Genomic DNA, 23,474 nt, shown 5'->3' on the forward strand with positions numbered 1-23,474 from the left:
GACGGGACGTTCGTCCCAAAGAGTACCAACGCAACGCTTACCTGACGGTTGAACGTCCGTACTATTGTTCTGAATGGTTCCTGTGAAGTCACGTAAACCCATGTTTCGGCCACTTCGGTCTAGGGTGGTGTGTCATGCAATTGTCTCGCGAGCGCATCACGCAGGCGGCGCTTGAGCTGCTGTCTGGGTACGGTTTGGCTGATGTTTCCATGCGGCGTGTGGCGTCGTCGCTGGGCGTCGCCCCCGGCGCGTTGTACTGGCATATCGCCAACAAGCAGGAGTTGCTCGCGTCGTTGGCGGAGCATATTGTGCGCCCGCTCATGAGCGATCCAGTTGCCGACCCAGCTGAGCTAAGTCGCGCGCTGCGGGAAGCGGTGCTCGGCATCCGCGATGGCGCAGAGGTGCTTGTGGCTGCAGTGAGTCAGCCGGACGCTGAGGTTCGCGCCCAGTTGTCGGAATTGTTTATTGCGTCGGTGCGTGAGTATTCGGGTGAGGGGTCGTCGTCAAGCGAGATGCGTGCTGTGGCTCTCGGCCTGTTGCATTTGACGCTTGGGGATGCCGCCGTGCACCAAGCAAGCACACAACTTGCGGAAGCGACCGGCAGTGTTTCGGACACGTACGAAGACGATTCTGCGCAGACGCATGCTGCGGCCGTGAAGTTTTTGCTGGACGGTTTGGCGCAGCACTCGTAGCCCGGGCAGTGTCGAGCGGGTGCACTATGCTCGGGCAGCATGACTGAGACGACGCATCCGGATCTGCAGCAGCAAGTCTGGCCTGGCTCCGCACATCCGCTGGGCTCGACGTTTGATGGGGCGGGGACGAACTTTGCACTGTTTTCGGGGGTTGCTGATGCAGTTGAGCTTTGTCTTATCGACGACACCGGCGCCGAAACGCGTATCTCCCTCGACGAGGTGGATAACCATGTCTGGCACGCTTACCTGCCCGGTGTTGGCCCAGGTCAGCGTTATGGCTACCGCGTGCACGGGCCGTGGGACCCGGCCGACGGCAAGCGTTGCGATCCCAGCAAGCTGCTCGTGGACCCGTACGCGCGCGCCTTTGATGGGGAGTTTGATCAGCATTCCTCGCTGTTTTCCTACGACGTCAACGCAGAAGAACCTGGTACCGGTCGCAATGAAGAAGACTCGCTCGGCCACACGATGTTGTCGGTGGTGATCAACCCGTTCTTCGACTGGGGCGACGACCGCGCGCCGAAGATCCCTGATGAGGAGATGGTGATCTACGAGTGCCATGTCAAGGGCATGACACAGACCCACCCGGGCATTCCTGAGCAGTTGCGCGGCACCTATGCGGGTATGGCGCACCCGGTAATGGTGGATTACCTCACCGACCTTGGTGTGACCTCGATTGAGTTGCTGCCGGTGCACCAATTTTTGCAAGACGACCGCCTACTCAAACTCGGGTTGCGCAACTACTGGGGCTACAACACGTTCGGTTTCTTCGCCCCGGAGCACAGCTACGCCTCCTCCTCTGCCCCTGGCGATGCCGTGGCCGAGTTCAAACAGATGGTGCGCGCCTACCACGAGGCCGGCATCGAGGTGATCCTGGATGTGGTATACAACCACACCGCGGAGGGCAACCACATGGGCCCGACAATTGCGTTTCGTGGCATTGATAACGAGGCGTATTACAGGCTTGTCGACGACAACCGGTTCCTCTATATGGACTACACCGGCACTGGTAACTCGTTGAATGTGCGCTACCCGCACTCCCTGCAGTTGATTATGGATTCGCTGCGCTACTGGGTCACCGAGATGCACGTCGACGGGTTCCGCTTCGACCTCGCCTCGACCCTCGCGCGCGAGTTTTCAGACGTGGACCGTCTGGCCACCTTCTTCGACTTGGTTCAACAGGACCCGGTGGTGAGCCAGGTCAAACTCATCGCCGAGCCGTGGGATGTGGGCGAAGGCGGCTACCAGGTCGGTAACTTCCCTGCCCTGTGGAGCGAGTGGAACGGCAAGTACCGCGACACCATGCGTGACTTTTGGCGCGGCGAGGACTCCACTCTCGGCGAGTTCGCCTCCCGCCTGACCGGCTCGTCGGACCTGTACCAACACAACGGGCGCCGCCCGACCGCGTCGATCAACTTCATCACCGCACACGACGGGTTTACCTTGAACGACCTGGTCAGTTACAACGACAAGCACAACGAAGCCAACGGCGAAGACAGCCGCGATGGCGAGAACCACAACCGGTCCTGGAACTGTGGTGTGGAGGGCCACACGGACGACCCTGTGGTGCTCGACCTGCGAGCACGGCAACGCCGCAACTTCCTGACCACACTCTTGCTATCTCAGGGCACCCCGATGCTCGCTCACGGCGACGAGATCGCACGCACCCAGGGCGGTAACAACAACGTGTACTGCCAGGACAACGAGACGGCTTGGATGGACTGGTCCAACCTTGAAAGCGCAGCAGACCTGCACGAATTCACGCGTCGGCTCATCGCTTTGCGCCGAGATCATCCGGTGTTTCGCCGCCGCAGGTTCCTCGAGGGCGGTGCGCTTGGCGACGACGAACACGGCCGAGAGATCGCTTGGCTCACCCCCGACTGCCGTCTCATGACACAAGACGATTGGAACGCCGCCTTCGGCCGTGCACTTATGGTTCACCTCGATGGCGAAGCGATCGCGGAACCCGATAGCCGCGGCCAGCGCATCGTGGACGATTCATTCCTTCTCATGTTCAACGCCCATTATGAGGACATTGACTTCACTGTTCCCGGCGCAAAGTTTGGCGACGAATGGGAGATCGTCGTCGATACGACTGGCCCCCTCGGCTACCGTGAAGGCGCACAGCCCATCGGTCCGGATTCGACTGTCACCGTCGGCCAGCGCTCGACCGTGGTGCTGCGCCGTACGCAACCGCCCGCTGGAGCGGGCCGAAAGGAAGACAACGCCTAAATGATTTCCGCTCATGGTGCAACGTTGACTGTGACCAACGACGCCCTCACCGTGACCCCAACTGCCCTCCTCGCCTCGCTGCGCGGCGACTCCTCGGACCGCACCGTTAGTATTGCGGATATCACCGGCGTGGATATCACCGAAGGTGACGCATGGTCGCCGACCAAAGTGGATGTTGCCACCACCGGTGCTCCGCTGACCGTCTGGTTCGCACCGGGAGACGTCGATGGCGCAAAGAAGCTACGCACGCTTCTCGACGACGCCAAGCACGGCAAGGCCCCCACCACCGCTACCGCCGACGGCGGAGCAGGCATTCCTGGCTTCTCCTTCGTCGGTTTCGATGTGGAAACCGCGAACCGTCGCTGGGGCTCGATCTGTCAGATCGGGTTGGTCAAGATTGTCGACGGCGAAGAGGTCGAGCGAAAGTCTTGGTTATGTAAGCCGCCTGCCGGTTTAGACGAGTTCGAATCCGGCAACGTTGCTATCCACGGCATTTCTGCTGAGGATGTCACTGATGCCCCAGACGTGCGCGACTGTATCGCGGAAATGACCACCTTTGTCGGGGATTTACCCCTTGTCGCGCACAACGCACAGTTCGATGCCGCCGCACTTCGCGATGCTTGCTTGGCCTCCTCCATCGCCGTCCCGAAGATGCTGTTCGCGTGCACGTTGGCACAGGCCCGCGCTACCAAGCTGGATGTGGCAAACCACAAGCTTCCAACCCTTGCGCAGCACTTCGGCGTTTCCTTGGACAACCACCACGATGCCTGCGAAGATGCCGCTGCGTGCGCCGGTGTGATGGTTGGTCTCGCCCGGGAGGCCGGCCACACCGGCAGCCTGATGAGCTTCATCCACGACACCGGGTTCACGCTCGGATCGATCGACGACGCCCGCGTCACCCCTGTCCTCCGCGACCGCTCCGGTGCCGGCCGCGCGGTGCAGGCGAAGCAGGTCGCCGAAGGTGGTGTCGCTGCTGCCGTTGCCGCCACCGCCGAGCCACGTGGTTCCAACCAGGCCGGGCCGGTGAAGAAGGAGCGCAAACCCGCTCCGTGGCAGTCGGTGGCCACCCCGGACACCGTGCCGGAGCCAGATGCTCAAGCCGACCCGAACGCTCCTCTGTACGGCGAGCACGTCACCTTAACCGGTGAGTTCGAACCGCACGATAAGGGCGAGTTGTGGGACGCGATTGCGAAGCAGGGCGCGCAGGTGGGCAAGAACGTCACCAAGAAAACGACCATCCTGGTTGTCGGCGAATGGTCGAGTGTGACCTCGAAGGAGAAACGAGCCCGCGAACTGCAGGAAAAGGGCCAGGACATTCAGATTTGGCAGGCCCCGAAACTCCTCAAGGTACTCGGTCTGTAAAAAGTTTTGGTTCGGATGGAACCGGGGCGGTGTTGGCTACGTCTAACTGAGTATGTACGTAGTAGAAACTCTTCCCCGCCCTGTCCACCAAGATGCTATTGAATTGCGGCTGGCGCGTCGCGACGACGTCGCGCCATCGTCGTCGTCACGTTCCTGGCTCACGCCTGGCTTTTCGGCCTCGACCGCGTTTATCAACCTTGCACCGCGCCTGGTGTGTGTCTTTACCGTCGACGACGGTCCGGCGCTGACCCACCAACAAATCGGTGAGCTCACGCCGAGCATGAACCAGCTCTGGAATGGTGCCGCTGACCGGTTGGCGAAGCGGGCGCTCGTCGACACGGGCGTCGAGTTTTTGGTGCGCAATCCCGCTGCCGCGCTGGAGCAGACCGGCCTTCCGCCCGGTTTAGAGGTAGGTGGACACGGTGTGCCACCCACCGCGTGGCTCGCTCACCCGAAAACGTTTACGGTGATGCACCGCCATTTCCAGACGGTGCTCGACCCCCACCACGAGCTGGTCTACGCCACCCGCGACGACCAGGAACTGTTTATCTTCGACGCACCGCTGCATCACGTCCGCGACATCCTGGGGCGCGGCGCGCTGATGACATACTCGGTCGGCTTCCCGCTAATGCACGATCCGCCAGTTTCCGGGTAAGCTCACCCGCCGACATGAGTACTTCAAAACAACCGGCCAAGCGAAACAAGGAAGCTGACGACACAATCGCACGTCTCGGCTCCACCTACTTCGCTTGGGTAAACGCACACGAGGACGTGGCGATGACCTTCCGCCACGCCCTCCATGAACTCATGCGCGATGCCGGCGTGAATTTCGACCGCGTAGATGCACGAGTAAAGTCCTGGACCTCGTTGAAGGAAAAAGCCCGCAAAACTCGCGACGGTGAGTTGCTCTACCCCGACCCGTGGCACGACATCAAAGACATCATCGGCGCCCGTATCACCGTGCTGCACTCGACCGAGATCCCTGCAGTGCAGCGCCTGCTCGCCGACGAGTTTGAGGTGTTGCGCAGCGTGGACAAAGCCGAAGAAACCCGAGTCGCCGGCAACTTCGGCTACGGCTCGCACCACCTTGTCGTCCGTGTTGAGGAGCAATCCGAGGGCCTTGAGGAGTTCGTCGGCCAAGTCTTCGAGGTGCAGATTCGTACAGTGCTGCAGCATGCGTGGGCGGAGTTTGAGCACGACATCAGGTACAAACGCTCAGCGGAAAAACTCGACCCGCAGGTGGACCGCGCGTTCACCCTCGCCGCGGGACTTATCGAGCTAGCCGATCAGCAGTTTGACCAAATTTCAACCTTGGCAGACCCGCAGGAAAAGGTGCACACCGACGTGGACACCGAAATCTCGCCTGAGACACTGCCGGGCATTCTGACCGTGTTGCTTGGCAGCCAGTTTCCGCTCTCACGCGCGGGCGACTACCGCTTCCTCACCGAGTTGCTGCGTGCCCACGGCATTGAGCTTGTCTCGGACGTTGCGGACCTGACCAACCCAGCAGACATCGAGGCTGTCTCCAACTCGATGAACTACTCATTCGTCCCGGGGCAAGTGCGCATTATCGACGATCTGCTGCTCAACCGGTTCGGCACCGAACACATCGAGAAAACCTGGGATTCGGGAAACCGCCCAGAGGTGCGCCGCAAGCGGCTCAACGGCCGTCTAGCCCGGCTACGCGGCAGCATCGATTAGCTGCGTTTAGTCCCGCCGCCCCATGAGGCGGTCGATTTCGCGGCGTTCCTTCTTCGTGGGGCGCCCAGTTCCGCGATCGCGCACAGGAGGTGCCGCGAAAAGTTCACGTGGCGGTGGCGGCGGACTGTGGTCGATGTAGCAGGTGCGCGCCACCGGTGCGCCAACGCGCTTCGACACCGTCGCTGTAACCTCGAGAATGTACTCGTGGTGGTTCTTCCATACCCGCACCGTGTCTCCCGGCACGACCTGGACGGCAGGTTTGACTGCCTTGCCACCGATCTTGACGTGCCCAGCACGAACGGCTTCGGCGGCCTGGCTGCGTGTTTTGAAGATCCGCACGGCCCACAGCCAGGCGTCGATACGGACGGCTTTGCCTGACGGTTCGATCAAGGCGCTAGTAACGGTCCTGGTGGTTGACGATCTTTTGGACTTTGTTCCAATTCACAAAACCACCCGCAACTCCGATGACGAGCCCAAGCACCAGAATCGTCCAGGACTGCATCAGCAGACCGAACGCGATGCCGCCGGCGAGGCCGCCGCCGGCCCACACCAGCGCGTCGCGCGAGTATTTGCGCACGGCGGCTTTTCGTTGGTCGATCGGGTTGTTTGGGCGCGGCTGCATAGTCATGGCATGCAATTCTAGCGCGAAGTAGACAACTCGACCCACCGTGGTCCGAGCGTTTTGCTTTCTGCTTGGCCTTGGGTGGCGGCGGCGAGGAGGTCGTCGATACGCTCACGCTCCCCCGGTTCGAACGCGAGCGTGTACGTGGCGGCAGCTCCGTATTCGACGTCTACGACTTCCACCCCAGCGTTGCGTAGTTCTGCTTCGATTCGGCCGGCTTCAGCATGCGGAAGGTCCACGGCAACTTGCTCACGCATGGCGCGTGTGGTGGTGACAACGCTCGGCAGTGTTTCAGACACCGCGTTCGTGTACGCACTCACGAGCCCACCCGTGCCAAGCTTGATGCCACCGAAGTAGCGAATAACCACGGCGACAATGTCGGACATGCCTGATCCTTTGAGCACCTCAAGCATCGGCTTTCCTGCCGTGCCGGAGGGCTCGCCGTCGTCGGAGGAACGCTCGATTGGCTGTGCGTCGTCGACATGAACGATGAACGCCGAACAATGGTGGCGCGCATCCGGGTACGCCTCACGCGCAGCATGGATGACCTCGCGCGCTTCCTCCTCAGTGGTGGCGCGCGTCACCCAGGTAATAAACCGCGAACGCTTGATCTCAAGTTCGTGGATGGCTGTCTCCCCAGCCTTGGGTCGGACGTAGGAAGTAACCATTTAACCTGCAACGATGAAGTCGTACTCCGGCGTGCCGGGCTCCAAACGTCGGCAGCCGATCGGCGATCCGTCCATGCGCTCCAGAAGCGGGGCAAGGTCGTCCGCATGCGCCAATTCAATACCGACGAGCGCGGCACCGGTTTCGCGGTTGTTCTTCTTCAGGTACTCAAACAAGACGATGTCGTCTTCCTCACCCAGGATCTCCCGCAGGAACATGCGAAGCTGTCCTGGCTCTTGGGGGAAGTTGACCAGGAAGTAGTGACGCAGCCCGCGGTGGACCAAGGAGCGCTCCATGACCTCCGCGTAGCGCAGCACATCGTTGTTGCCCCCAGAGATGATGCAGACGACGGTCGAGCCTGGCTTAATCGTCGTTTGTGCAAGGCCCGCAACCGACAGCGCACCCGCGGGCTCAGCGATGATGCCTTCGTTTTGATACAGCGAGAGCATCTCCGTGCACACTGCCCCTTCGTCGCAAGAAAACACCTCAGCACGATCTTTGTGTGCTTGGAACACCTGCCAGGGAGTGTCACCGATCCGCTTCACCGCCGCACCGTCTACGAATGGGTCGATAGATTCCAGCGTCACCGGCTCGCCCGCCTCAATCGCAGCGCGTAACGACGACGCCCCCACCGGCTCAACACCAACCACCCTCGTCGATGGCGACATGTCCGCCACATACGACATCACACCTGACATCAGGCCACCGCCACCGACCGGCACAAGAACAGTGTCGAGCTGCTTGCCCATACTGGACAATTGCGCGACGATCTCGGCCGCGACGGTGCCTTGCCCGACCACGGTATTGCGCGAGTCGAACGGCTCAATCACCGTCGCTCCCCGTGCCGCAGCGTCTTCGCGCGCAGCCTGGGCAGCCTCGTCAAACGTGTTGCCCGTAACGACGAGCTCAATCGCATCACCGCCGTGCACCAAAATGCGGTCACGCTTCTGCTTCGGGGTGGGTTTCGGGACAAAGATCTTGCCCTGAATCCCAAGCGCACGGCACGCGTACGCCACGCCCTGGGCGTGATTGCCTGCCGACGCCGCCACTACGCCAGCCTCCCGCTCCTCCGGGGTTAGCTGCGAAATGCCAAAGTACGCCCCGCGAATCTTGTACGAACGCACATCCTGCAGGTCTTCACGCTTGAGATAAATCTCAGCACCGTACTGCTGAGACAGCCGCGGGCAGTACTGCAGCGGCGACGGAGTAATGACAGAAGAAATCCTTCCCTGCGCGAACTGGATATCGGCGGCATGGACCTCTTGGAATGTGTCAGATGGGCGCATGGTCGATCAGTGTACGCGCGACGAGCTTTCAGTTTGTTCAAACCTCGATTTACCCCGCTTCCACAGGACTTAGACATATAGATGATTTGGGGTACACTGCTCGCCGTGACCAAACCCCTGACTTCCAGGTGTTGGCCAATCCGATGCGGGGAACACTGAAAACATTGCCTATATCACTATGTTTTCTTCTGGGAACCTGCTAGGTTCTTCCGAGTGATCTGTCGAGCGCACGGTCGACAGCGACAAACCCCCTAGATTTCCATAGGAGTTTTTCATAATGAAGCGCATTTCTTCTGCAATGGTCGCTGCCGCGACCGCGCTGACCCTGGCTGTTACCCCGGCTTACGCTGAGGACGCCAAGAACACCGGCAACGAGGCCACCGACACCCACACCACCGCTCCGGTTGACCAGCCCGAGGACAACAAGGGCGAGACCGACAAGCCGGGCGAGGGCGAAACCGACAAGCCGGGCGAGACCGAGCAGCCGGGCAAGGGCGAGGACAACAAGGACGAGACCAACAACCCGCCGGCTCCCCAGAAGCAGACTTCCGGTTCCTCCCAGGGCCACATCATCGGCGCAGTGTCTGGCACCCTCGCTGCGGTTCTGACCACCGGTCTGATCGTGTTCTCTGACCCGCGTGGCATCAACAAGATCATCGACGCACTGAACCGCGAGTTCCACCTGGGCATCCCGCACGTCCACGTGCCGCAGGTCCAGCTCCCGAAGCTCCCGTTCTAAACCTCCACCCCAGCTAGGAATATTCAAGCATGAAGCTCCGCACTCTGTTGGTTTCCGCAGCCGGTGCCGCCGTCGCCGCTGGCGCTCTTGGCACTTCAGCTCTCGCTGCAGAGACCACCACATCCGAACCCACTTCGGCAACTACCACCGCCACCTCGGAACCGGCACCGACGACGACCACTGAGGCGCCGGCGGAACCGACACCTTCCGAGGGCACGGAGGAAACCACCACCTCGACGACGACTACTGAGACGTCGGAGGAAACCACCACCAACCAGTCGACCGAAACCACGACGAAGGAGACCACGACCGCTCCTACACCGACGAAGGTGACCGCTGAGCCTTCGGCAACGCTGGCTCCGCACGGAAGCATCGGCCCTGTCGATAACGAGGAAAAGATCCTGAAATCAATCACGACTATCAGCGTGATTGTGACGACGCTTGGTGCTGCAATTGGCAGCCTGGTTGTCTTCATCAACTCGATCCCTGGTGGTCGCGAGGCACTGCGTAAGTTCTTCAAGTAAGACACGCGCTTCATCTCCTCATGCCCGCTGTGCAATATGCCAGCGGGCATTTTGCTGTGCCGACTATGCAGCGGCATAGTTTCCCCTAACCCAACATCCCGGTTCCCAAGGCGTCACCCGACAAGCTCGCGGCGCGGTACGCCCGCAGAGAATCACCGAAGCCGACTATGCAGCAGCATAGTCACTACCGCTGGATCCTCGAGCCCGCGCACTATGCAGCGGCATAGTTTCCCCTAACCCAACATCCCGGTTCCCAAGGCGTCACCCGACAAGCTCGCGGCGCGGTACGCCCGCAGAGAATCACCGAAGCCGACTATGCAGCGGCATAGTCACTACCGCTGGAACCTCGAGCCCGCGCACTATGCAGCGGCATAGTCACCACCGCACGAGCCTCAAACGAGCACACTATGCAGCGGCATAGTTTCCCCTAGCCCAAGATCCCCGCACCCAGGGTTGCCTTGAGATCACCCATCAGGCTCGCAGAACGGTGCACTCGCAAATGGTCGCCGAGGATCATCAGTTGACTGTGTTCGCCGTTGACCAGGTTGAGATAGACGTCTGAGTCGCCTGGGTTGTTCGACAGCACTCCCTTGAGTTTCGAAATGTTGTCGATGGTGCACTGGTCCGTCCGCAGCGTTAGACGAAGCGGTAGGCCAGCACCGTTGCCGGGGCCAAGTTCGGGGACTTTGACGTCGTCGCCAAACAAGCTCATGCGCTCGTCACGAATTGAGACATGTGCTCTGACCAAAATGATGTTGTCCTCCACAATTTGCGGAGCCACAAGCGCGTATACCTTATTGAAGAGCAGCACATCCACCTGTGCGCCGTGGTGATCCTCGATGGTCACAATCGCCCAGGGAGAACCGTCCTTCTTAGAGAAGCGTCGGTCCACATTCGAAATCAACCCACCGATGGTGACCTCTGCGCCGTTACGCAGTTCACCGGACAGGATGGTGGTGAGCTGCGTATCGGTCTGTGCATCGATGGCTTCCTCGTACCCATCAAGCGGGTGCCCGGACACGTATAGGCCAAGCATTTCGCGCTCGAGGGCGAGTTTGTGCTTACGGTCCCATTCGTCTTCAGGTACTTCAATGGCAAACGCAGAGTTCGCGGAACCGTCCTCGCCGCCAAGGCCCGCGAAGAGGTCGAATTGGCCCTTGTCAGCGGCCTTCTTCGTCGCCAAGACTGAGTCCACCGCGTCTTCCTGGATCAGCATCAAGCCTTTACGCGGGTGACCCAAAGAATCGAACGCGCCTGCCTTGATCAGCGATTCCGTGATGCGCTTGTTGCACGGAAGGAGATCGATCTTGTCCAGGTAGTCAGAGAAGCTGGTGAAGTGCCCCTTGGACTTGCGGGTCTCTTTGATGGACTCCACCACTTCCGCACCGACGTTTCGCACAGCCGCAAGTCCGTAACGGATGTCTTTGCCGACAGCCATGAAGTTCTCTTCAGACTCGTTAATATCTGGCTGCAACACGCTAATGCCCAAGTGGCGGCAATCCGCCAGGTAAATCGCGGACTTGTCCTTCTTATCACCAACAGAGGTCAGCAGCGCGGCCATGTACTCGGCGGCGTAATTCGCCTTCATGTAGGCAGTCCAGTACGACACCAACGCATAGCCTGCGGCGTGCGACTTGTTAAACGCGTACGACGCGAACGGCTCAATCGTTCCCCACAGTGCATCGACGGCTTCCTTGGAGTAGCCGTTTTCAAACATGCCGGCAGAGAAGGTTTCGTATTCCTTCGCCAGCACCTCCGGCTTCTTCTTACCCATGGCCTTACGGAAGCCGTCTGCCTGACCAGCCGTGTAGTTGGCTACCTTCTGCGAGATGTTCATGATCTGCTCTTGGTAGACGATCAGGCCGTAGGTTTCGTCGAGAATCTCGCGCAGCGGCTCCTCAAGCTCCGGGTGAATCGGAGTGATCGGCTTGCGCCCATTCTTGCGGTCGGCGTAGTCCCAGTGAGCGTTCACACCCATCGGGCCCGGACGGTACAGAGCGAGCGAGGCGACAATATCGTTAAAGCCCGTCGGCTTCATGCGCTTGAGCAACTCTTGCATACCGCCGGAGTCGAGCTGGAACACACCGAGAGTGTCGCCGCGAGACAGCAATTCGTACACCGCCTCGTCGTCGGTGTCCAAGGCTTCAAGGTCGATGGTCTCGCCGCGGTTCTTCTCCACGTTCTCCAGCGCGTCGCCAAGCACTGTCAGGTTGCGTAGGCCGAGGAAGTCCATCTTCAGCAGGCCAATGGCCTCGCACGCCGGATAGTCCCAACCGGTAATGATCGCGCCGTCGGCAGGACGCTTCCACATCGGAATGTGGTCCATCAGCGGCACAGACGCCATAATCACAGCACACGCGTGTACGCCTGCTTGGCGCACAACGCCTTCAAGTCCACGGGCGGTTTCATAGATCTTGGCCACATCCGGATCTGTCTCGATCAGCGAGCGAACCTCAGCCGCTTCCGCGTAGCGCTCGTGCTCCGGATCGGTGATGCCGGACAGTGGAATATCCTTCGCCATAATTGCTGGTGGCAAGGCACCGTTGATGCGGTCGGCCATCTGGAAGCCCGGCTGGCCGAAGTTCACCTTCGCCGAGTCCTTAATCGCCTGCTTTGTCTTCACTGTGCCGAAGGTGATCACCTGGGCGATCTTGTCCTCACCCCAACGCTCGGCGGCGTAGGTGATCATTTCGCCGCGGCGGCGATCGTCGAAGTCGATATCGATATCCGGTGCGGAGGGACGCTCCGGGTTGAGGAATCGCTCGAAGAGCAGGCCGTGCTCCATCGGGTCAATATTTGTAATGGTCAACGCATACGCAACCAACGAACCAGCGGCGGAACCACGACCCGGACCAACGCGAATGCCGATCTCGCGAGCGTGCTTAATCAGCTCCGCAACGATCAGGAAGTAGGAGGGGTAGCCCTTCATGTCGATGACGTCGATCTCGTAGTTCGCACGCTCGGTGTATTCCTGCGGAACCTCTCCCCCGTTGAAACGCTCCGACAGTCCGCGGCGAACCTCCTCACGCAGCCACGTCGTCGGGGTGTGTCCCTCCGGCACGTCCGCGATCGGCATGCGATCGTGCGGGTGTTCCTCCCACAACTCGCTGTAGTCGCCGACACGCTCCGCGATCCACAGGGTGTTGTCGCACCCGTCAGGCACGGTGGAGTCCCACAACTCACGCATCTGTTCGGCAGTCTTGATGTAGTAGCCGGAGCCATCAAACTTGAAGCGGTCCGGATCCAGCAGCGTCTTGCCTGTCTGGACACACAGCATTGCCTCGTGCGCGGGCGCCTGGGATTCGAGGACGTAGTGGCAGTCGTTGGTCACCAGCGGCAGCAGTTCAAGCATCTCTCCGATGCGCAACAGGTCGTCGCGCACGCGGCGTTCGATGTGCAACCCGTGGTCCATCAGTTCAAGGAAGTAGTTGTCCTTGCCGTAGATGTCCTGCCACATCGCCGCAGCCTCCAACGCGGCGTCAAACTGGCCTAGACGCAGGCGAGTTTGCACGTCACCGGACGGGCAGCCAGTGGTCGCGATAATGCCGTCAGCATGCTCGGCGATAAGTTCCGCATCCATGCGAGGCCACTTGCCCAACTGTCCCTCGTACGACGCAAGGGAGCTCAGCTTGAACAGGTTGCGCAGACCCGTCGCGTTCTCGGCGAGCATGGTCTGGTGGAGGTATGCGCCGGACGCGGAGACATCGTCACGCTTTTGATCCGGCGTACCCCACAGCACACGCTTCTTATTAAAACGAGAGTCCGGTGCCATGTAAGACTCAATGCCGATGATCGGCTTCACACCAGCATCGACCATGCGACGGTAAAACGCATTGGAGCCGAACATGTTGCCGTGGTCGGTCATGCCGACTGCTGGCATGCCCTGGCGGGACACCTCCTCAGCCAGCAAGTCCACCTTTGCCATGCCGTCCAACATGGAGAACTCGGTGTGGTTATGAAGATGAACGAAGGAGGATTTTTTGGCCATGCGGCTCATCTTAGACGGCTACGCAAGTCCGAATTATTCGTAGCGCAGCGCGTCGATGGGCTGCATCTTCGCGGCCTTCGACGCAGGGTATGCGCCGAAGAACACACCGGTCGCCAGCGAGAACAGCAGCGCGAACACCACGGCTCCGATCGGCGGCCATGTCATTTCCAAAAGCGCCGAGCTGGCGATCATGCCGACAGCGCCACCCAGGATGACGCCAATGACGCCGCCGATGAGGCACACCAGCATCGCCTCGACGATGAACTGGACACGAATATCATTGTGGGTTGCGCCGAGCGCTTTACGCACGCCGATTTCGCGGGTGCGTTCAGTAACCGTGATCAGCATGATGTTCATCACGCCGATACCGCCGACGAGGAGCGAGATGCCGCCGATTGCGGAGAGCACGGTCGACAGGGTGCGGAAGATCGTCGTCAAGCCTTCGAGGCTCGCTGAGATATCGAACACCTCGGCCTCGTAGTTGTCGTTACCGGCGTACATGCGATCCAGGTACGTTTGCAGGTCTGCGCGGAACGCCTCCGGGTCCTCATCCACAGCAGCACGCACGCTAAACGACGACACCCAGTCCGCCTCCAAGCCAACCCTGTCCGCGGCCGTGACCGGAATGTAGGCGTCCGCAAACGCGGTTTCCCCGAACATGGGCTGGCTCTCCGATTTTTCCAGCACACCGATGATGGTGAACACCGCCGGCTTGCCGTGGATGATGAGGTCGAAGCGGGAGCCGAGCGCCTTGCTCGGATCGTTGTCGAACAACGCCTCGACCAGCTCTGGCGACACAACGGCAACGGGGCGACGACTATCAATGATGTCTTGATCCAACCCGCGACCGTACTGAACCTTCAGGCCACGCATGTCGAGCGAGCTCGCAAGCGACGGGTAGATCGACACACTTGAAGTGTTGTCCCCGACCTGTGCGTCACCACCACCGGAAAGCTCCAGATCGATGCCTTGCACGCGGTCGCCGAACGACGCTTGCAGCTCGTTGAGCTGATCAAACGTGACAGCATCGTTCTCGTTTGTCGGCGGGGCAAGATCAAACGCCGCAAACGGGTCCTCGGATTTCTCGCCTTCTTCCGCGCGTTCGTGCACCATCACCGGGTACGTGGTCGTGCCGGCGTCTTCCAGACCACCCATCACATCGTTCTCGAGGGCACGGCCCAACGTCATGATGATGATCACGGCCATGATGCCGATGATGATGCCCAAAAGCGTCAGCAGCGAGCGCAACTTGTTGGTATTCAGGCTGGACAGCGCCAACCGTAGCGATTCGCGAATATTCACCTAGTTCACCCCACCCGGCTGGCGCACACGAGCGATTTTTCCGTCCATCATTTCCACGATCCGGCCGGTTTCTTCAGCCAACTCCGGGTTGTGGGTAATAAACACGATGGCTTTGCCCAGTTCCTGGTTGAGTTCGTGGAACAGATCCATGACCATGCGTCCGGTTTTGGAATCCAGGGCGCCCGTGGGCTCGTCGGCAAGCAGCAGCCCTGGGTCATTGGCCAGGCTGCGTGCGATTGCCACACGCTGCTTCTGGCCACCCGAAAGTTCGTTGGGGTTGTGGTGCAACCGATCCCCCATGCCCATGCGATCCAGCAGTTCGGCGGCGCGCTCCTCGCGCTCGCGCTTCGGCACACCGGCGTACATCATCGGCATGGCCACGTTCTGCAGCGCGTCGATGCGGCCCACGAGGTTGAAGTTCTGAAAAATGAATCCGATGTTTTGGCTGCGGTAATGCGCCAGTTCCTTGTCCTGCTTCGCGTACACAGGTTCGCCGTTGAAGGCATACGCACCTTCCGTGGGGCGATCAAGCATGCCGATTAGGTTCATCAACGTCGATTTACCGCAGCCCGAAGGACCCACGATAGAAACAAATTCGCCCTGTTCAGCGTAGAAATCCACGCCGTGCAGTACGGTCAGTTCGCTCGGCTCGCCAACGTTGTACGTCTTCACGATCCGGCGCATGTCGATCAACCTGCCGGTGTTCTCCATGCGCGGCTGCGTATCGACGACTTCCTCCACCGGGACAGTTTCAACTACCGGTTCGTCTTCATCGGCTGGGTCTTCTTCGCCGTCGAGGAAGAACGGGTCGTGGGTGTCTGTCGTGTCGGTCAGGGTGTCGTCGTCAAGCGGACGCTTTTTCCTGCGAAACACTTACGGCTGCTCCTTCTCGCCGTCTTGCTTCTTCTTGCCTTCGCGAGCCTCGCGGATCTTCTCCGGGTCGAAGTTCGGGTCGTTGATCTCAACGGTCTCCCCGATACGCTCGCGGTACTCGTCCGGCCAGTTCACAACAATATCGCCAGCCTTGAGGTCGCCGCCCGTAATGGCAATGTCGACGTCGTTGGACGCACCGGTTTTCACGATGCGTTCCTCGACCTTGCCAGAGGTCGCATCTTCGCCCTCGGTTGCCATGACGAGAACCTTCTTCTTGCCGTCCTCCTCATACACGGCGTCGAGCGGGACGTTGAGCGCGTCCTTCGCCTCAGCGGTAATGATCTCCGCACGCGCGGTACCACCCAGCAGCAGACCTTCCTTGTCGCCGGTGATTTCGATCTCGACCGGGAACGTCACCTCGCTCGAATTTTGCGATCCGCCGCCGCCCATCGCCATGCCAGGAACCTCAGCAGAACCAGAACCGCTCGCGGCCGGCGCAATGCGCGTGACCTTGCCCTTGAACTGCTTCTTGCCAGTTGCGGTCGACGTGAAATCAACCCGGTCCCCGACAGAGATGTTTGGCACGTCCGACTCACGGACGTCTGCCCGGATGACCAGGGAGGAATCGTCGGCAATACTGAGCAATTTGCCTTGCGGGATGTCGCCTTCGTGCACGGAAACCTCGGTCACCAATCCCGCGATCGGGGCGTACACGGTGCCTTCACGGACTTGGTATTCGAGGGTGCCGTCGCCCTCGCCAAGCTGCGCCGACTCGGCCTGACGGGTAGCGGAGTTCACCTGCGCCTGCAACTGGTCACGTTCCTGCGCCGCCTGCGCACGTGCGGACTCAAGTTCCGCCTGAGCCTGCTGCAGCGCCGCCTGAGCCTCCTGCTTGCTCAAAGAACCACCAGCGAGCTGCGCCGGAGCTTGCGGAGCCGGTTGTGCCGGCTGTGCCGGTGGTGCTGGAACACCCGGCTTTGCCGTCGCATTGCCAAGCGAGGAGATCTGACCCGCCATCTGCTCCACAGCCGCCATGCCGCGGTTGATCAAGCGCGGGCCGCCCTCTGCAGCAACAGCAGCGTTGTAAGCCGCCTGCGCCTGGTCGACCTGCGCCTGGGCAGCAGCAATCGCCGGGTGCGTCCCGTTGTTAATGCTTGCCTGATACGCGTTCAACTGCTGCTGCGCCTGCTGCACGTTGGCCTGCGCATCAGCCTGCGCGTTCGCCTGCTGCTTTTGCTGGACCGCCAACTGGCGCTCCAGCTCCTCGGTATTCATGGCAACGAGGAACTGCTGCGCCTGGACCCTGTCGCCAGCCTTCACTGCAACACTCTTTACCTCAGACTGCACCGCGGAGGTGATGTTGACCGTGCGCACCGGCTCAATCTTGCCGGAGACGACAACACTGTCAGAGACGCCTTCCTGGGACACGACGGTGTAATCGCCGGGCTGCAGCCCGTCACCTTCGCCTTCGCCGTTGCCATCGCCACCGAATCCGCACGCGCCGAGCAGCAGTGCGGACGACGTGACAATTGCCAGGCTCACGCGTGTCAGCCGGCGACGTGCGGTCGAGTGATTGGTCTCGGAAGCCAAGGGGTCTCCTCCCGGTAGCAGGCATATAACTCCGCAAACTATACACGGCCCCCAGAGACGTTTCGGGTCAATGCAAACGCTCCCCACACAGCATCAGAAGGCAATACTTCCACGGCGAAAACAGCTGGCTGTTCGGCAACCGCGCGGAGTTCATCGCCTGAACCGTAAACGATCACTGCGTCAATTGGCTGCGTGGTTGCTTGCTGGAAGATTTCGTCACGTAGCTGCCCCGCCGGCGGTTCACCAACCGCGATAGGCGCTCCGCCGTCCGCGACCAGAGCACTCGCCCGGCGCGCCGGCGCAACCGCCACCGCAGCATCGTGAGCAGATAATGCTGTATCGAACGTCACAAGCGCGAACGCGGGGGCGTCGGCGGCACGCAAGGTTTCGTCGGCACGTTGCTTGTAGTTCTCTTCCCCGTCTTCGGGCCCGAGGGTGTCGCCTTGCAGCACAGATGGCAATGGTGGCGTCGCAACGCCAATCGCCCACAACGCTGAGAGCGCAACAACAGCTGCAAGCAGCGTTGCGACGACCCGCCTACCCGTTACGGACCGCATCAAGCGCCACACGAAGGTCCTCCGGATACTCGGAGGTGACCTCCATATATTCACCGGTACGCGGGTGGACGAACCCAAGGCTGGTGGCATGCAGCCACTGGCGCTTCAACCCGAGTTGCTTCGACAGAGTCGGGTCCGACCCATACATCGGATCTCCCACGCAGGGATGGCCCACCGAGGACATATGCACTCTGATCTGGTGGGTCCGGCCCGTTTCTAGGTGCACCTCGATGAGACTCGCCCGGCGGAACGCTTCAATTACCTCGTAGTGGGTCACGCTCGGCCGGCCGTCCTGCGTGACGGCAAACTTCCACCCGGCGGAAGGGTGGCGTCCGATCGGTGCATCGATTGTGCCAACTGTCGGGTCCGGCAGCCCCTGCACCAACGCGTTATAGGTCTTGTCCACGGTGCGTTCTTTAAAGGCGCGTTTCAACGCGGAGTAAGCGGGCACGCTTGCGGCAACGATCATGACGCCGGATGTGCCGACGTCGAGACGCTGCACGATGCCCTTGCGCTCCGGCGGGCCGGCATCGGGAAGCGTGAATCCCATGGCTTGCAACCCACCGACCACATCGGGGCCTTCCCAGCCCAAGGTCGGATGCGCCGCCACACCCACAGGCTTATCCACCGCGATGACGTCGGCATCCTTGTACAGGATCTCCAGACCTTCAACGAGTTCGGTGACCGGCTGCGGCGCCCGCTTCGGCTCCGGCAGAGTGACCTCCAGCATGGCGCCTGTGTGGACTCGTTCCGATTTCTGTGCAGCAGTGCCGTTGACAAGCACGTCACCGTTCGCGGCGATTTCTGCGGCGACGGCACGGGAGACACCGAACAGCTTCGACATCGCAGCATCGACACGCATCCCGTCCAGCCCTTCCGGCACTGGAAGCGCCCGGAACTTACCCATCGTTGTCCCCCTTTCGCTCTGCAACAAAGGTGGCCACGACAAACACCACCACACCGACCGTAATAGCAGCATCGGCCAGGTTAAACACCGCGAAACTGCCTACGGAGATGTAGTCCACCACATGTCCGAACCAGAATCCAGGCTCACGGAACAACCTGTCGCACAGGTTGCCCAGTGCGCCACCTGCGACCAGCGCTAGACCAAACGCCTCCCAACGTGTGGACATGCGAGGACCAAACCACAGCGCACCAATGACAAACACAAGTTGGAGGGTGGTGAATAACCACGTCGAATTCTGCCCCATCGAAAATGCGGCGCCCGGGTTAAACAGCAGGTAGAAGCGGAACCAATCTCCGATCACTGGGTGGGGCACTCCGGGTTCCAGCCATGCGACCATGATGATTTTCAGGAGCTGGTCCAGCGCCGCCACGATGAGCATCACAGCGATCACGACACCAAGGTAGCGGGGTGTCGAGCGGGGTTTCGTTGCCTGTTCCATCGCCGTCCCACCTTAGCGCCTCGGACGCTACCCCTGCGTATGCCGTGCGGTACGTTCTTAAAGATGTCTCGTTTAACTGCCGCCGTTGCCGCCGTTGCTTTGTCACTGTCCCTCACCGCATGCGCGGGCGAGGAAGACCTGATCGAGGGCGTGCCCGCGTTCCCTGTGGACGAGCCGGGTGTCACTGTCGTCGATACGGGCGAACATGCTCGCGTGTTGTCGTACACCGAGAACGCCGAGCCCTGGTCCACCACGGTTGCGGTCTCGTCCGGTGTCGCGCAGACAGTGGGCGATCAGGTCCGGGGCGGCGATGTGGCGATCACGACGTTGCCGCTGGACATCTCGGTTGGCGACGCACCTGAACCCGGCGAGGGAGAAGCAGCTGCTTCTCGACGAATCGACTTCACTGTCGGCGCCGGCAAACACTCCAACCTGGACATCGGTCAGGACGTCGCCGCCACTGAAGGCTTCCGCATGAGCTGGCGTGGCGACGACTCTGGGAAGATCTCCACCATCAAACTGCTCGCCCCACCGGAAGCACCGGAGCGCGGCCTGCAGCATGTGGAGCCCGCCCTGCTGGCGCTGATCACCCAAAACGTCGTGTTCCCCACCGAACCAATCGGTGAGGGTGGCGTGTGGAAGGTGGAAAACCGAGTCGCCGGCGACAACACGATGTTGCGCACCACCACCTACACTGTCGAGTCGCTTACCGGTTCCACCGTTGACCTCGCCGTCGACATCGAGGAACGCCCCTCGGAAAAGGACATGACGATCGACGCCGATGCCGCCGGGGACCTCAACGGCCAGCACATCGAGGTGGAGTCCTCTTCCACCACGTCGAAGGGGCACATCACCGTCGATTTCTCCCGCCCGTTGCCAGTGTCAGGCGAGGTGGAAGCGACAACCCACCTGGTGTACTCCGGCGGGGAGCAAACAACCCGCGTGGTCCAAGACATCACGCGGGCTGTGCGGTACGGCGCTTAACTTACAGGCCAGGAGCTGCCGGAGGCGCCTGCTCGGCTGGGGCTTCGGCCGGGGCCTCAGCCGGTGCGGCCGGTGCGGCCGGTGCGCCGGTGTTGCACATGTCCGGCACCTGCTCCGGCGGCAAGGTGTTGCTGACCAGGAAGCACGCCCAGCTTTGCGAGATCTTCCAGTGGCCCTCCTCGTACACAAACTCCACATCCTCAGCCAGCTGCGATTCCGCGTCCGGTCGGGTGAAGTTCACCGTCGCCAACACCGAGTTGGTGGTGTAGCCCGGCAACACCGGGTTGACCACCTGGAAGTTCGCGCCTGATTCCTGCTGAGACTGGGTCATCAGATCGAACAGTTCCGGCGTGGTTTCGCCACCCTGGACGGTGTTCGCGCGTTCTGCGATGGGCAGGTTCGGGTCGGCAGCGCGCTGCAGGACTGCGTTGAGCTCTTCTGCGGTGGGCATTTCTGCCACGGGCGCTGCGTCGGATGCGCTTGCCTGTTCGGCTGCGGTGGTGGTGTTCTCCGTGTTGTCGGACTCGCCCGAGCAGGCGGTCAGACCCAGCGCGAGGCTGGCCGCTGCAAGTGCCGCAGCAAATCGCTGTGCTTTCACGTGTTCTCCTTGCATACCTTGATTGACTTGCTCAACGTTACTGCACTGAAGCCCATTTCTGGCACTCTGGTGCACATGACCGTCTACGTTGTCTCCACCGGAGGCACCATCGCCTCCACCGCCGATGTGTCCGGGGCGCTTGTGCCGACCTTGTCCGCCGATGAACTTGTCGCCCGTAGCGAAACCACCCGTGACGTGCAAACTCGCGAGATCGCGAGCCTGGATTCGTCGTCAATGGGGCTCGCCGACATCGACCGCCTTCGTGCGCTCACTAGCGCATTGCTTAACGACGACACCCTCACCGGCCTCGTCATCACCCACGGCACCGACTCCTTGGCAGAAACCGCCCTCGCGTTAGAACTCGTCCACCGCGATGAACGGCCCGTCGTGTTGACCGGTGCGATGCGCTCCGCCGATCATCCCCACCCTGATGGACCCGCAAACCTGCGTGGCGCGATCGAGGTGGCCGCCACCCAACGCGGCGGTGGCGCCTTCGTTCACTTCGGTGGCGCAACCTTGCCTGCACGCGGCCTACGCAAGCGGCACACTACCGATCTGGACGCCTTCGACGTCCCCGTTTCACTGCGCCGACCTATGCCTGTCCCCGCTGCGCCATTGGACGGCTTGTTCGTGCCGATCCTGCGTGCATGGCCGGGTGACGACGGCACCGTTGCACATCTTGTCGCCTCGAAGTCCCCCGACGGCGTCATTGTCGAGGCCCTCGGTGCCGGCAACGTCTCCGACGGCACCGGCGAAGCACTTCGCGACATGCTGCGCCGCGGCATCCCCGTAGTGATTGCCACTTCTGCCCCCTACGGTGCAGTGACCTTCGCCTACGGCGGCGCAGGTGGCGGCTCTACCCTCGGCGACCTCGGCGCGCTGCCCGCCGGCCATCTCTCCCCCGGCCAAGCTCGTATCGCACTGCTCACCGCCCTGGCCACCGGTGTGAATCCCAGCTCACTGCTCTGACAGCCAGTCCTCCCACGCCAACGAATCGACGGGGTCGGCCGGGACGAGCGCGGGGTCGTCGCTACGCAAGCTCTTGACCCTGCCAGGCCCCGTCGCGCGCGTTTCAAACCGCACCGTGACCCATCCCTTGCCGGCCCCTTGCACCCAACCGTGCCCAAACTCAGGGTGAAACACGTCCTGGGTAGCCCGCCACTGCCCCGGCGTATCCCCCATCTCCGAGACCACCTCTAGCCCTACGGGTGCGGTGTGGTCACTCACCCCAGTTTCGTAGTCCTCCGCCACCGGCGCCGGCTTCACAATCTCCTGATCCAACTCCGGAAACAACACATCCTGCAGCGCATCCTCCAGGCCCGAATACGACACCCCGACAAGCCTGATTGGCCCGACTTCGTCCGGGTAACGCACCAGTCGAAACGCCGTTGCGAGCAGGGTTTCCGCATCGTCGGTTGCATACGGCAGGGTCGCCGAGCGGGATTCGATGTGAAAGTCCGCCATCCGCAGCTTCACTGTCACCGTGCGAGCCCCTCTCCCGTCCTTGAGCAACCGTCGATGCGAATCCGCTGCCGCACGTTCCAGCGCAGTGTCTACCTCCGACGGCTGGGTTAAATCGTTCGGGTAGGTGTGCTCGGAGGAGATCTGCTTCGCCACAGCACGCGGGGCAACCGGCCGCTCATCCACACCGCGAGCAAGCCACCACAGCTGCTTGCCCACCGCACCACCAATCGCGATATCGAGTTCTTTCTCGGTCAGCGCCGCCAAATCCCCAATCGTCTCGATCCCCGCCGACGCTAACTTCGCCTCCGTCACCGGCCCCACACCCCACAGCTCATTGACCGGCATCGGATGCAGGATCTCTAACTGTTCTTCATGCGGGATGACAAACACTCCGTCCGGTTTCGCACGGCCCGAACCAATCTTGGCGTATTGCTTGCCCGACCCAGCTCCGATCGAGCTCGGCAAGCCAGTCTCCTCCTTGATCTCCGCGCGCAACTGGTTCGCCCACTCACGCACCTCGTCAGGGGTAGCACCAATGAGCTCAGCTGGCTCCATGAAGGCTTCATCGATAGACAGTTGCTCCACCACATCAACGTGCTTGCTAATCACCTCGAACACTCGCCTCGACGCGGTCGTGTACACCGCCCGCCGGGGTGCCACAAGAACTGCTTTTGGCCCCACCAAACGTGCCGCCCGGTGTGTTGGCATGGCGGAGCGCGCCCCATACTTTCTTGCCTCGTAACTGGCGCCCGCCACGACCCCGCGGCCGGTCACACCCGCAACGAGCACTGGCCGCCCTTTCAGCGTGGGACGGGTGAGCTGCTCACATGACGCGTAGAACGCGTCCATGTCGATATGCAGCACCCAGCGAGTCATGCCACCACTGTGCAC

22 protein-coding genes are annotated in these 23,474 nt (G+C 61.3%); 9 read left to right on the top strand and 13 right to left on the bottom strand.

Going from position 1 to position 23,474, the window contains the following annotated elements; all coding sequences use genetic code 11:
* The first annotated feature begins 134 nt into the window (after nucleotides 1-134).
* The 5 genes from CCOY_RS08055 (at nucleotide 135) to CCOY_RS08075 (ending at nucleotide 5,984) form a co-directional block, all read left to right on the top strand.
* The gene (locus CCOY_RS08055; protein ID WP_070483943.1) at nucleotides 135-692 is read left to right on the top strand and encodes a TetR/AcrR family transcriptional regulator; all 558 of its coding nucleotides are present in this window, start codon (nucleotides 135-137) and stop codon (nucleotides 690-692) included.
* A gap of 39 nt (nucleotides 693-731) precedes the next feature.
* Nucleotides 732-2,921, top strand: coding sequence for a glycogen debranching protein GlgX (gene glgX, locus CCOY_RS08060; protein WP_092100247.1), 2,190 nt, complete (start codon nucleotides 732-734; stop codon nucleotides 2,919-2,921).
* Nucleotides 2,922-4,283, top strand: a complete 1,362-nt coding sequence (locus CCOY_RS08065) for an exonuclease domain-containing protein (RefSeq protein ID WP_070816316.1) — start codon at nucleotides 2,922-2,924, stop codon at nucleotides 4,281-4,283. It begins immediately after the preceding gene.
* Nucleotides 4,284-4,386: 103 nt separating this feature from the next.
* The gene (locus tag CCOY_RS08070) at nucleotides 4,387-4,938 is read left to right on the top strand and encodes a hypothetical protein (RefSeq protein WP_070450928.1); all 552 of its coding nucleotides are present in this window, start codon (nucleotides 4,387-4,389) and stop codon (nucleotides 4,936-4,938) included.
* 14 nt (nucleotides 4,939-4,952) lie between these two features.
* Nucleotides 4,953-5,984, top strand: coding sequence for a GTP pyrophosphokinase (locus CCOY_RS08075; RefSeq protein WP_070771478.1), 1,032 nt, complete (start codon nucleotides 4,953-4,955; stop codon nucleotides 5,982-5,984).
* A 6-nt stretch (nucleotides 5,985-5,990) separates the two neighbouring features.
* Here CCOY_RS08075 and CCOY_RS08080 read toward each other — a convergent pair whose 3' ends face one another.
* Genes CCOY_RS08080 through ilvA form a run of 4 tightly spaced genes read right to left on the bottom strand, consistent with a single transcriptional unit; the run spans nucleotide 5,991 to nucleotide 8,558 of the window.
* Nucleotides 5,991-6,374 carry an RNA-binding S4 domain-containing protein gene (locus CCOY_RS08080; RefSeq protein WP_070422218.1) on the bottom strand — a complete coding sequence of 128 codons (384 nt, stop codon included), beginning with the start codon at nucleotides 6,372-6,374 and terminating at the stop codon, nucleotides 5,991-5,993.
* 4 nt (nucleotides 6,375-6,378) lie between these two features.
* The gene (locus tag CCOY_RS08085) at nucleotides 6,379-6,612 is read right to left on the bottom strand and encodes a hypothetical protein (RefSeq protein WP_070422217.1); all 234 of its coding nucleotides are present in this window, start codon (nucleotides 6,610-6,612) and stop codon (nucleotides 6,379-6,381) included.
* An 11-nt stretch (nucleotides 6,613-6,623) separates the two neighbouring features.
* On the bottom strand, nucleotides 6,624-7,274 hold the full coding sequence (locus tag CCOY_RS08090) for a YigZ family protein (RefSeq protein WP_070450919.1): 651 nt from the start codon (nucleotides 7,272-7,274) through the stop codon (nucleotides 6,624-6,626).
* Nucleotides 7,275-8,558, bottom strand: a complete 1,284-nt coding sequence (gene ilvA / locus CCOY_RS08095; protein WP_070570061.1) for a threonine ammonia-lyase IlvA — start codon at nucleotides 8,556-8,558, stop codon at nucleotides 7,275-7,277.
* Between the two features lie 277 nt (nucleotides 8,559-8,835).
* Here ilvA and CCOY_RS08100 point away from each other — a divergent pair, with 277 nt between their 5' ends.
* Nucleotides 8,836-9,297 (top strand): hypothetical protein, encoded by a 462-nt coding sequence (locus tag CCOY_RS08100; RefSeq protein WP_092100249.1) that lies wholly within the window; start codon nucleotides 8,836-8,838, stop codon nucleotides 9,295-9,297.
* A 29-nt stretch (nucleotides 9,298-9,326) separates the two neighbouring features.
* On the top strand, nucleotides 9,327-9,821 hold the full coding sequence (locus CCOY_RS08105; protein WP_092100251.1) for a hypothetical protein: 495 nt from the start codon (nucleotides 9,327-9,329) through the stop codon (nucleotides 9,819-9,821).
* Nucleotides 9,822-10,248: 427 nt separating this feature from the next.
* On the opposite strand, the gene dnaE is transcribed toward CCOY_RS08105, so the two are convergent.
* The 7 genes from dnaE to lspA form a co-directional block, all read right to left on the bottom strand.
* Nucleotides 10,249-13,809 carry a DNA polymerase III subunit alpha gene (dnaE, locus tag CCOY_RS08110; protein WP_092100253.1) on the bottom strand — a complete coding sequence of 1,187 codons (3,561 nt, stop codon included), beginning with the start codon at nucleotides 13,807-13,809 and terminating at the stop codon, nucleotides 10,249-10,251.
* 33 nt (nucleotides 13,810-13,842) lie between these two features.
* Nucleotides 13,843-15,111: an ABC transporter permease gene (locus tag CCOY_RS08115; RefSeq protein WP_070771487.1), complete on the bottom strand. Its 1,269-nt coding sequence runs from the start codon at nucleotides 15,109-15,111 to the stop codon at nucleotides 13,843-13,845.
* Nucleotides 15,112-15,822, bottom strand: a complete 711-nt coding sequence (locus tag CCOY_RS08120; protein ID WP_070422382.1) for an ABC transporter ATP-binding protein — start codon at nucleotides 15,820-15,822, stop codon at nucleotides 15,112-15,114.
* Nucleotides 15,823-15,984: 162 nt separating this feature from the next.
* Nucleotides 15,985-17,574 (bottom strand): efflux RND transporter periplasmic adaptor subunit, encoded by a 1,590-nt coding sequence (locus CCOY_RS08125; RefSeq protein ID WP_092100255.1) that lies wholly within the window; start codon nucleotides 17,572-17,574, stop codon nucleotides 15,985-15,987.
* 38 nt (nucleotides 17,575-17,612) lie between these two features.
* The gene (locus tag CCOY_RS08130; RefSeq protein WP_092100257.1) at nucleotides 17,613-18,131 is read right to left on the bottom strand and encodes a hypothetical protein; all 519 of its coding nucleotides are present in this window, start codon (nucleotides 18,129-18,131) and stop codon (nucleotides 17,613-17,615) included.
* Nucleotides 18,112-19,038 carry an RluA family pseudouridine synthase gene (locus tag CCOY_RS08135; protein WP_070422209.1) on the bottom strand — a complete coding sequence of 309 codons (927 nt, stop codon included), beginning with the start codon at nucleotides 19,036-19,038 and terminating at the stop codon, nucleotides 18,112-18,114. Before CCOY_RS08135 ends, CCOY_RS08130 begins: the two co-directional genes overlap by 20 nt.
* Entirely contained in the window at nucleotides 19,031-19,537 is a 507-nt protein-coding gene (gene lspA, locus CCOY_RS08140; protein WP_092100259.1) for a signal peptidase II, read from the bottom strand. Before lspA ends, CCOY_RS08135 begins: the two co-directional genes overlap by 8 nt.
* Nucleotides 19,538-19,600: 63 nt before the next feature.
* Here lspA and CCOY_RS08145 point away from each other — a divergent pair, with 63 nt between their 5' ends.
* The gene (locus tag CCOY_RS08145) at nucleotides 19,601-20,521 is read left to right on the top strand and encodes a hypothetical protein (RefSeq protein WP_092100261.1); all 921 of its coding nucleotides are present in this window, start codon (nucleotides 19,601-19,603) and stop codon (nucleotides 20,519-20,521) included.
* 1 nt (nucleotide 20,522) lies between these two features.
* On the opposite strand, the gene CCOY_RS08150 is transcribed toward CCOY_RS08145, so the two are convergent.
* A complete protein-coding gene (locus CCOY_RS08150; RefSeq protein WP_070570073.1) occupies nucleotides 20,523-21,119 on the bottom strand; it encodes a WKL family lipoprotein in 597 nt (198 codons plus the stop codon).
* 75 nt (nucleotides 21,120-21,194) lie between these two features.
* On the opposite strand from CCOY_RS08150, the gene CCOY_RS08155 reads away from it, so the two are divergent.
* Nucleotides 21,195-22,088 (top strand): asparaginase, encoded by an 894-nt coding sequence (locus CCOY_RS08155; RefSeq protein ID WP_070816410.1) that lies wholly within the window; start codon nucleotides 21,195-21,197, stop codon nucleotides 22,086-22,088.
* On the opposite strand, the gene CCOY_RS08160 is transcribed toward CCOY_RS08155, so the two are convergent.
* The gene (locus CCOY_RS08160; protein ID WP_092100265.1) at nucleotides 22,077-23,459 is read right to left on the bottom strand and encodes a DNA polymerase IV; all 1,383 of its coding nucleotides are present in this window, start codon (nucleotides 23,457-23,459) and stop codon (nucleotides 22,077-22,079) included. The two genes, CCOY_RS08155 and CCOY_RS08160, sit on opposite strands and share 12 nt — an antisense overlap.
* Nucleotides 23,460-23,474 lie beyond the last annotated feature (15 nt).

The sequence above is a fragment of the Corynebacterium coyleae genome (assembly GCF_030408635.1).
Classification (GTDB): domain Bacteria; phylum Actinomycetota; class Actinomycetes; order Mycobacteriales; family Mycobacteriaceae; genus Corynebacterium; species Corynebacterium coyleae.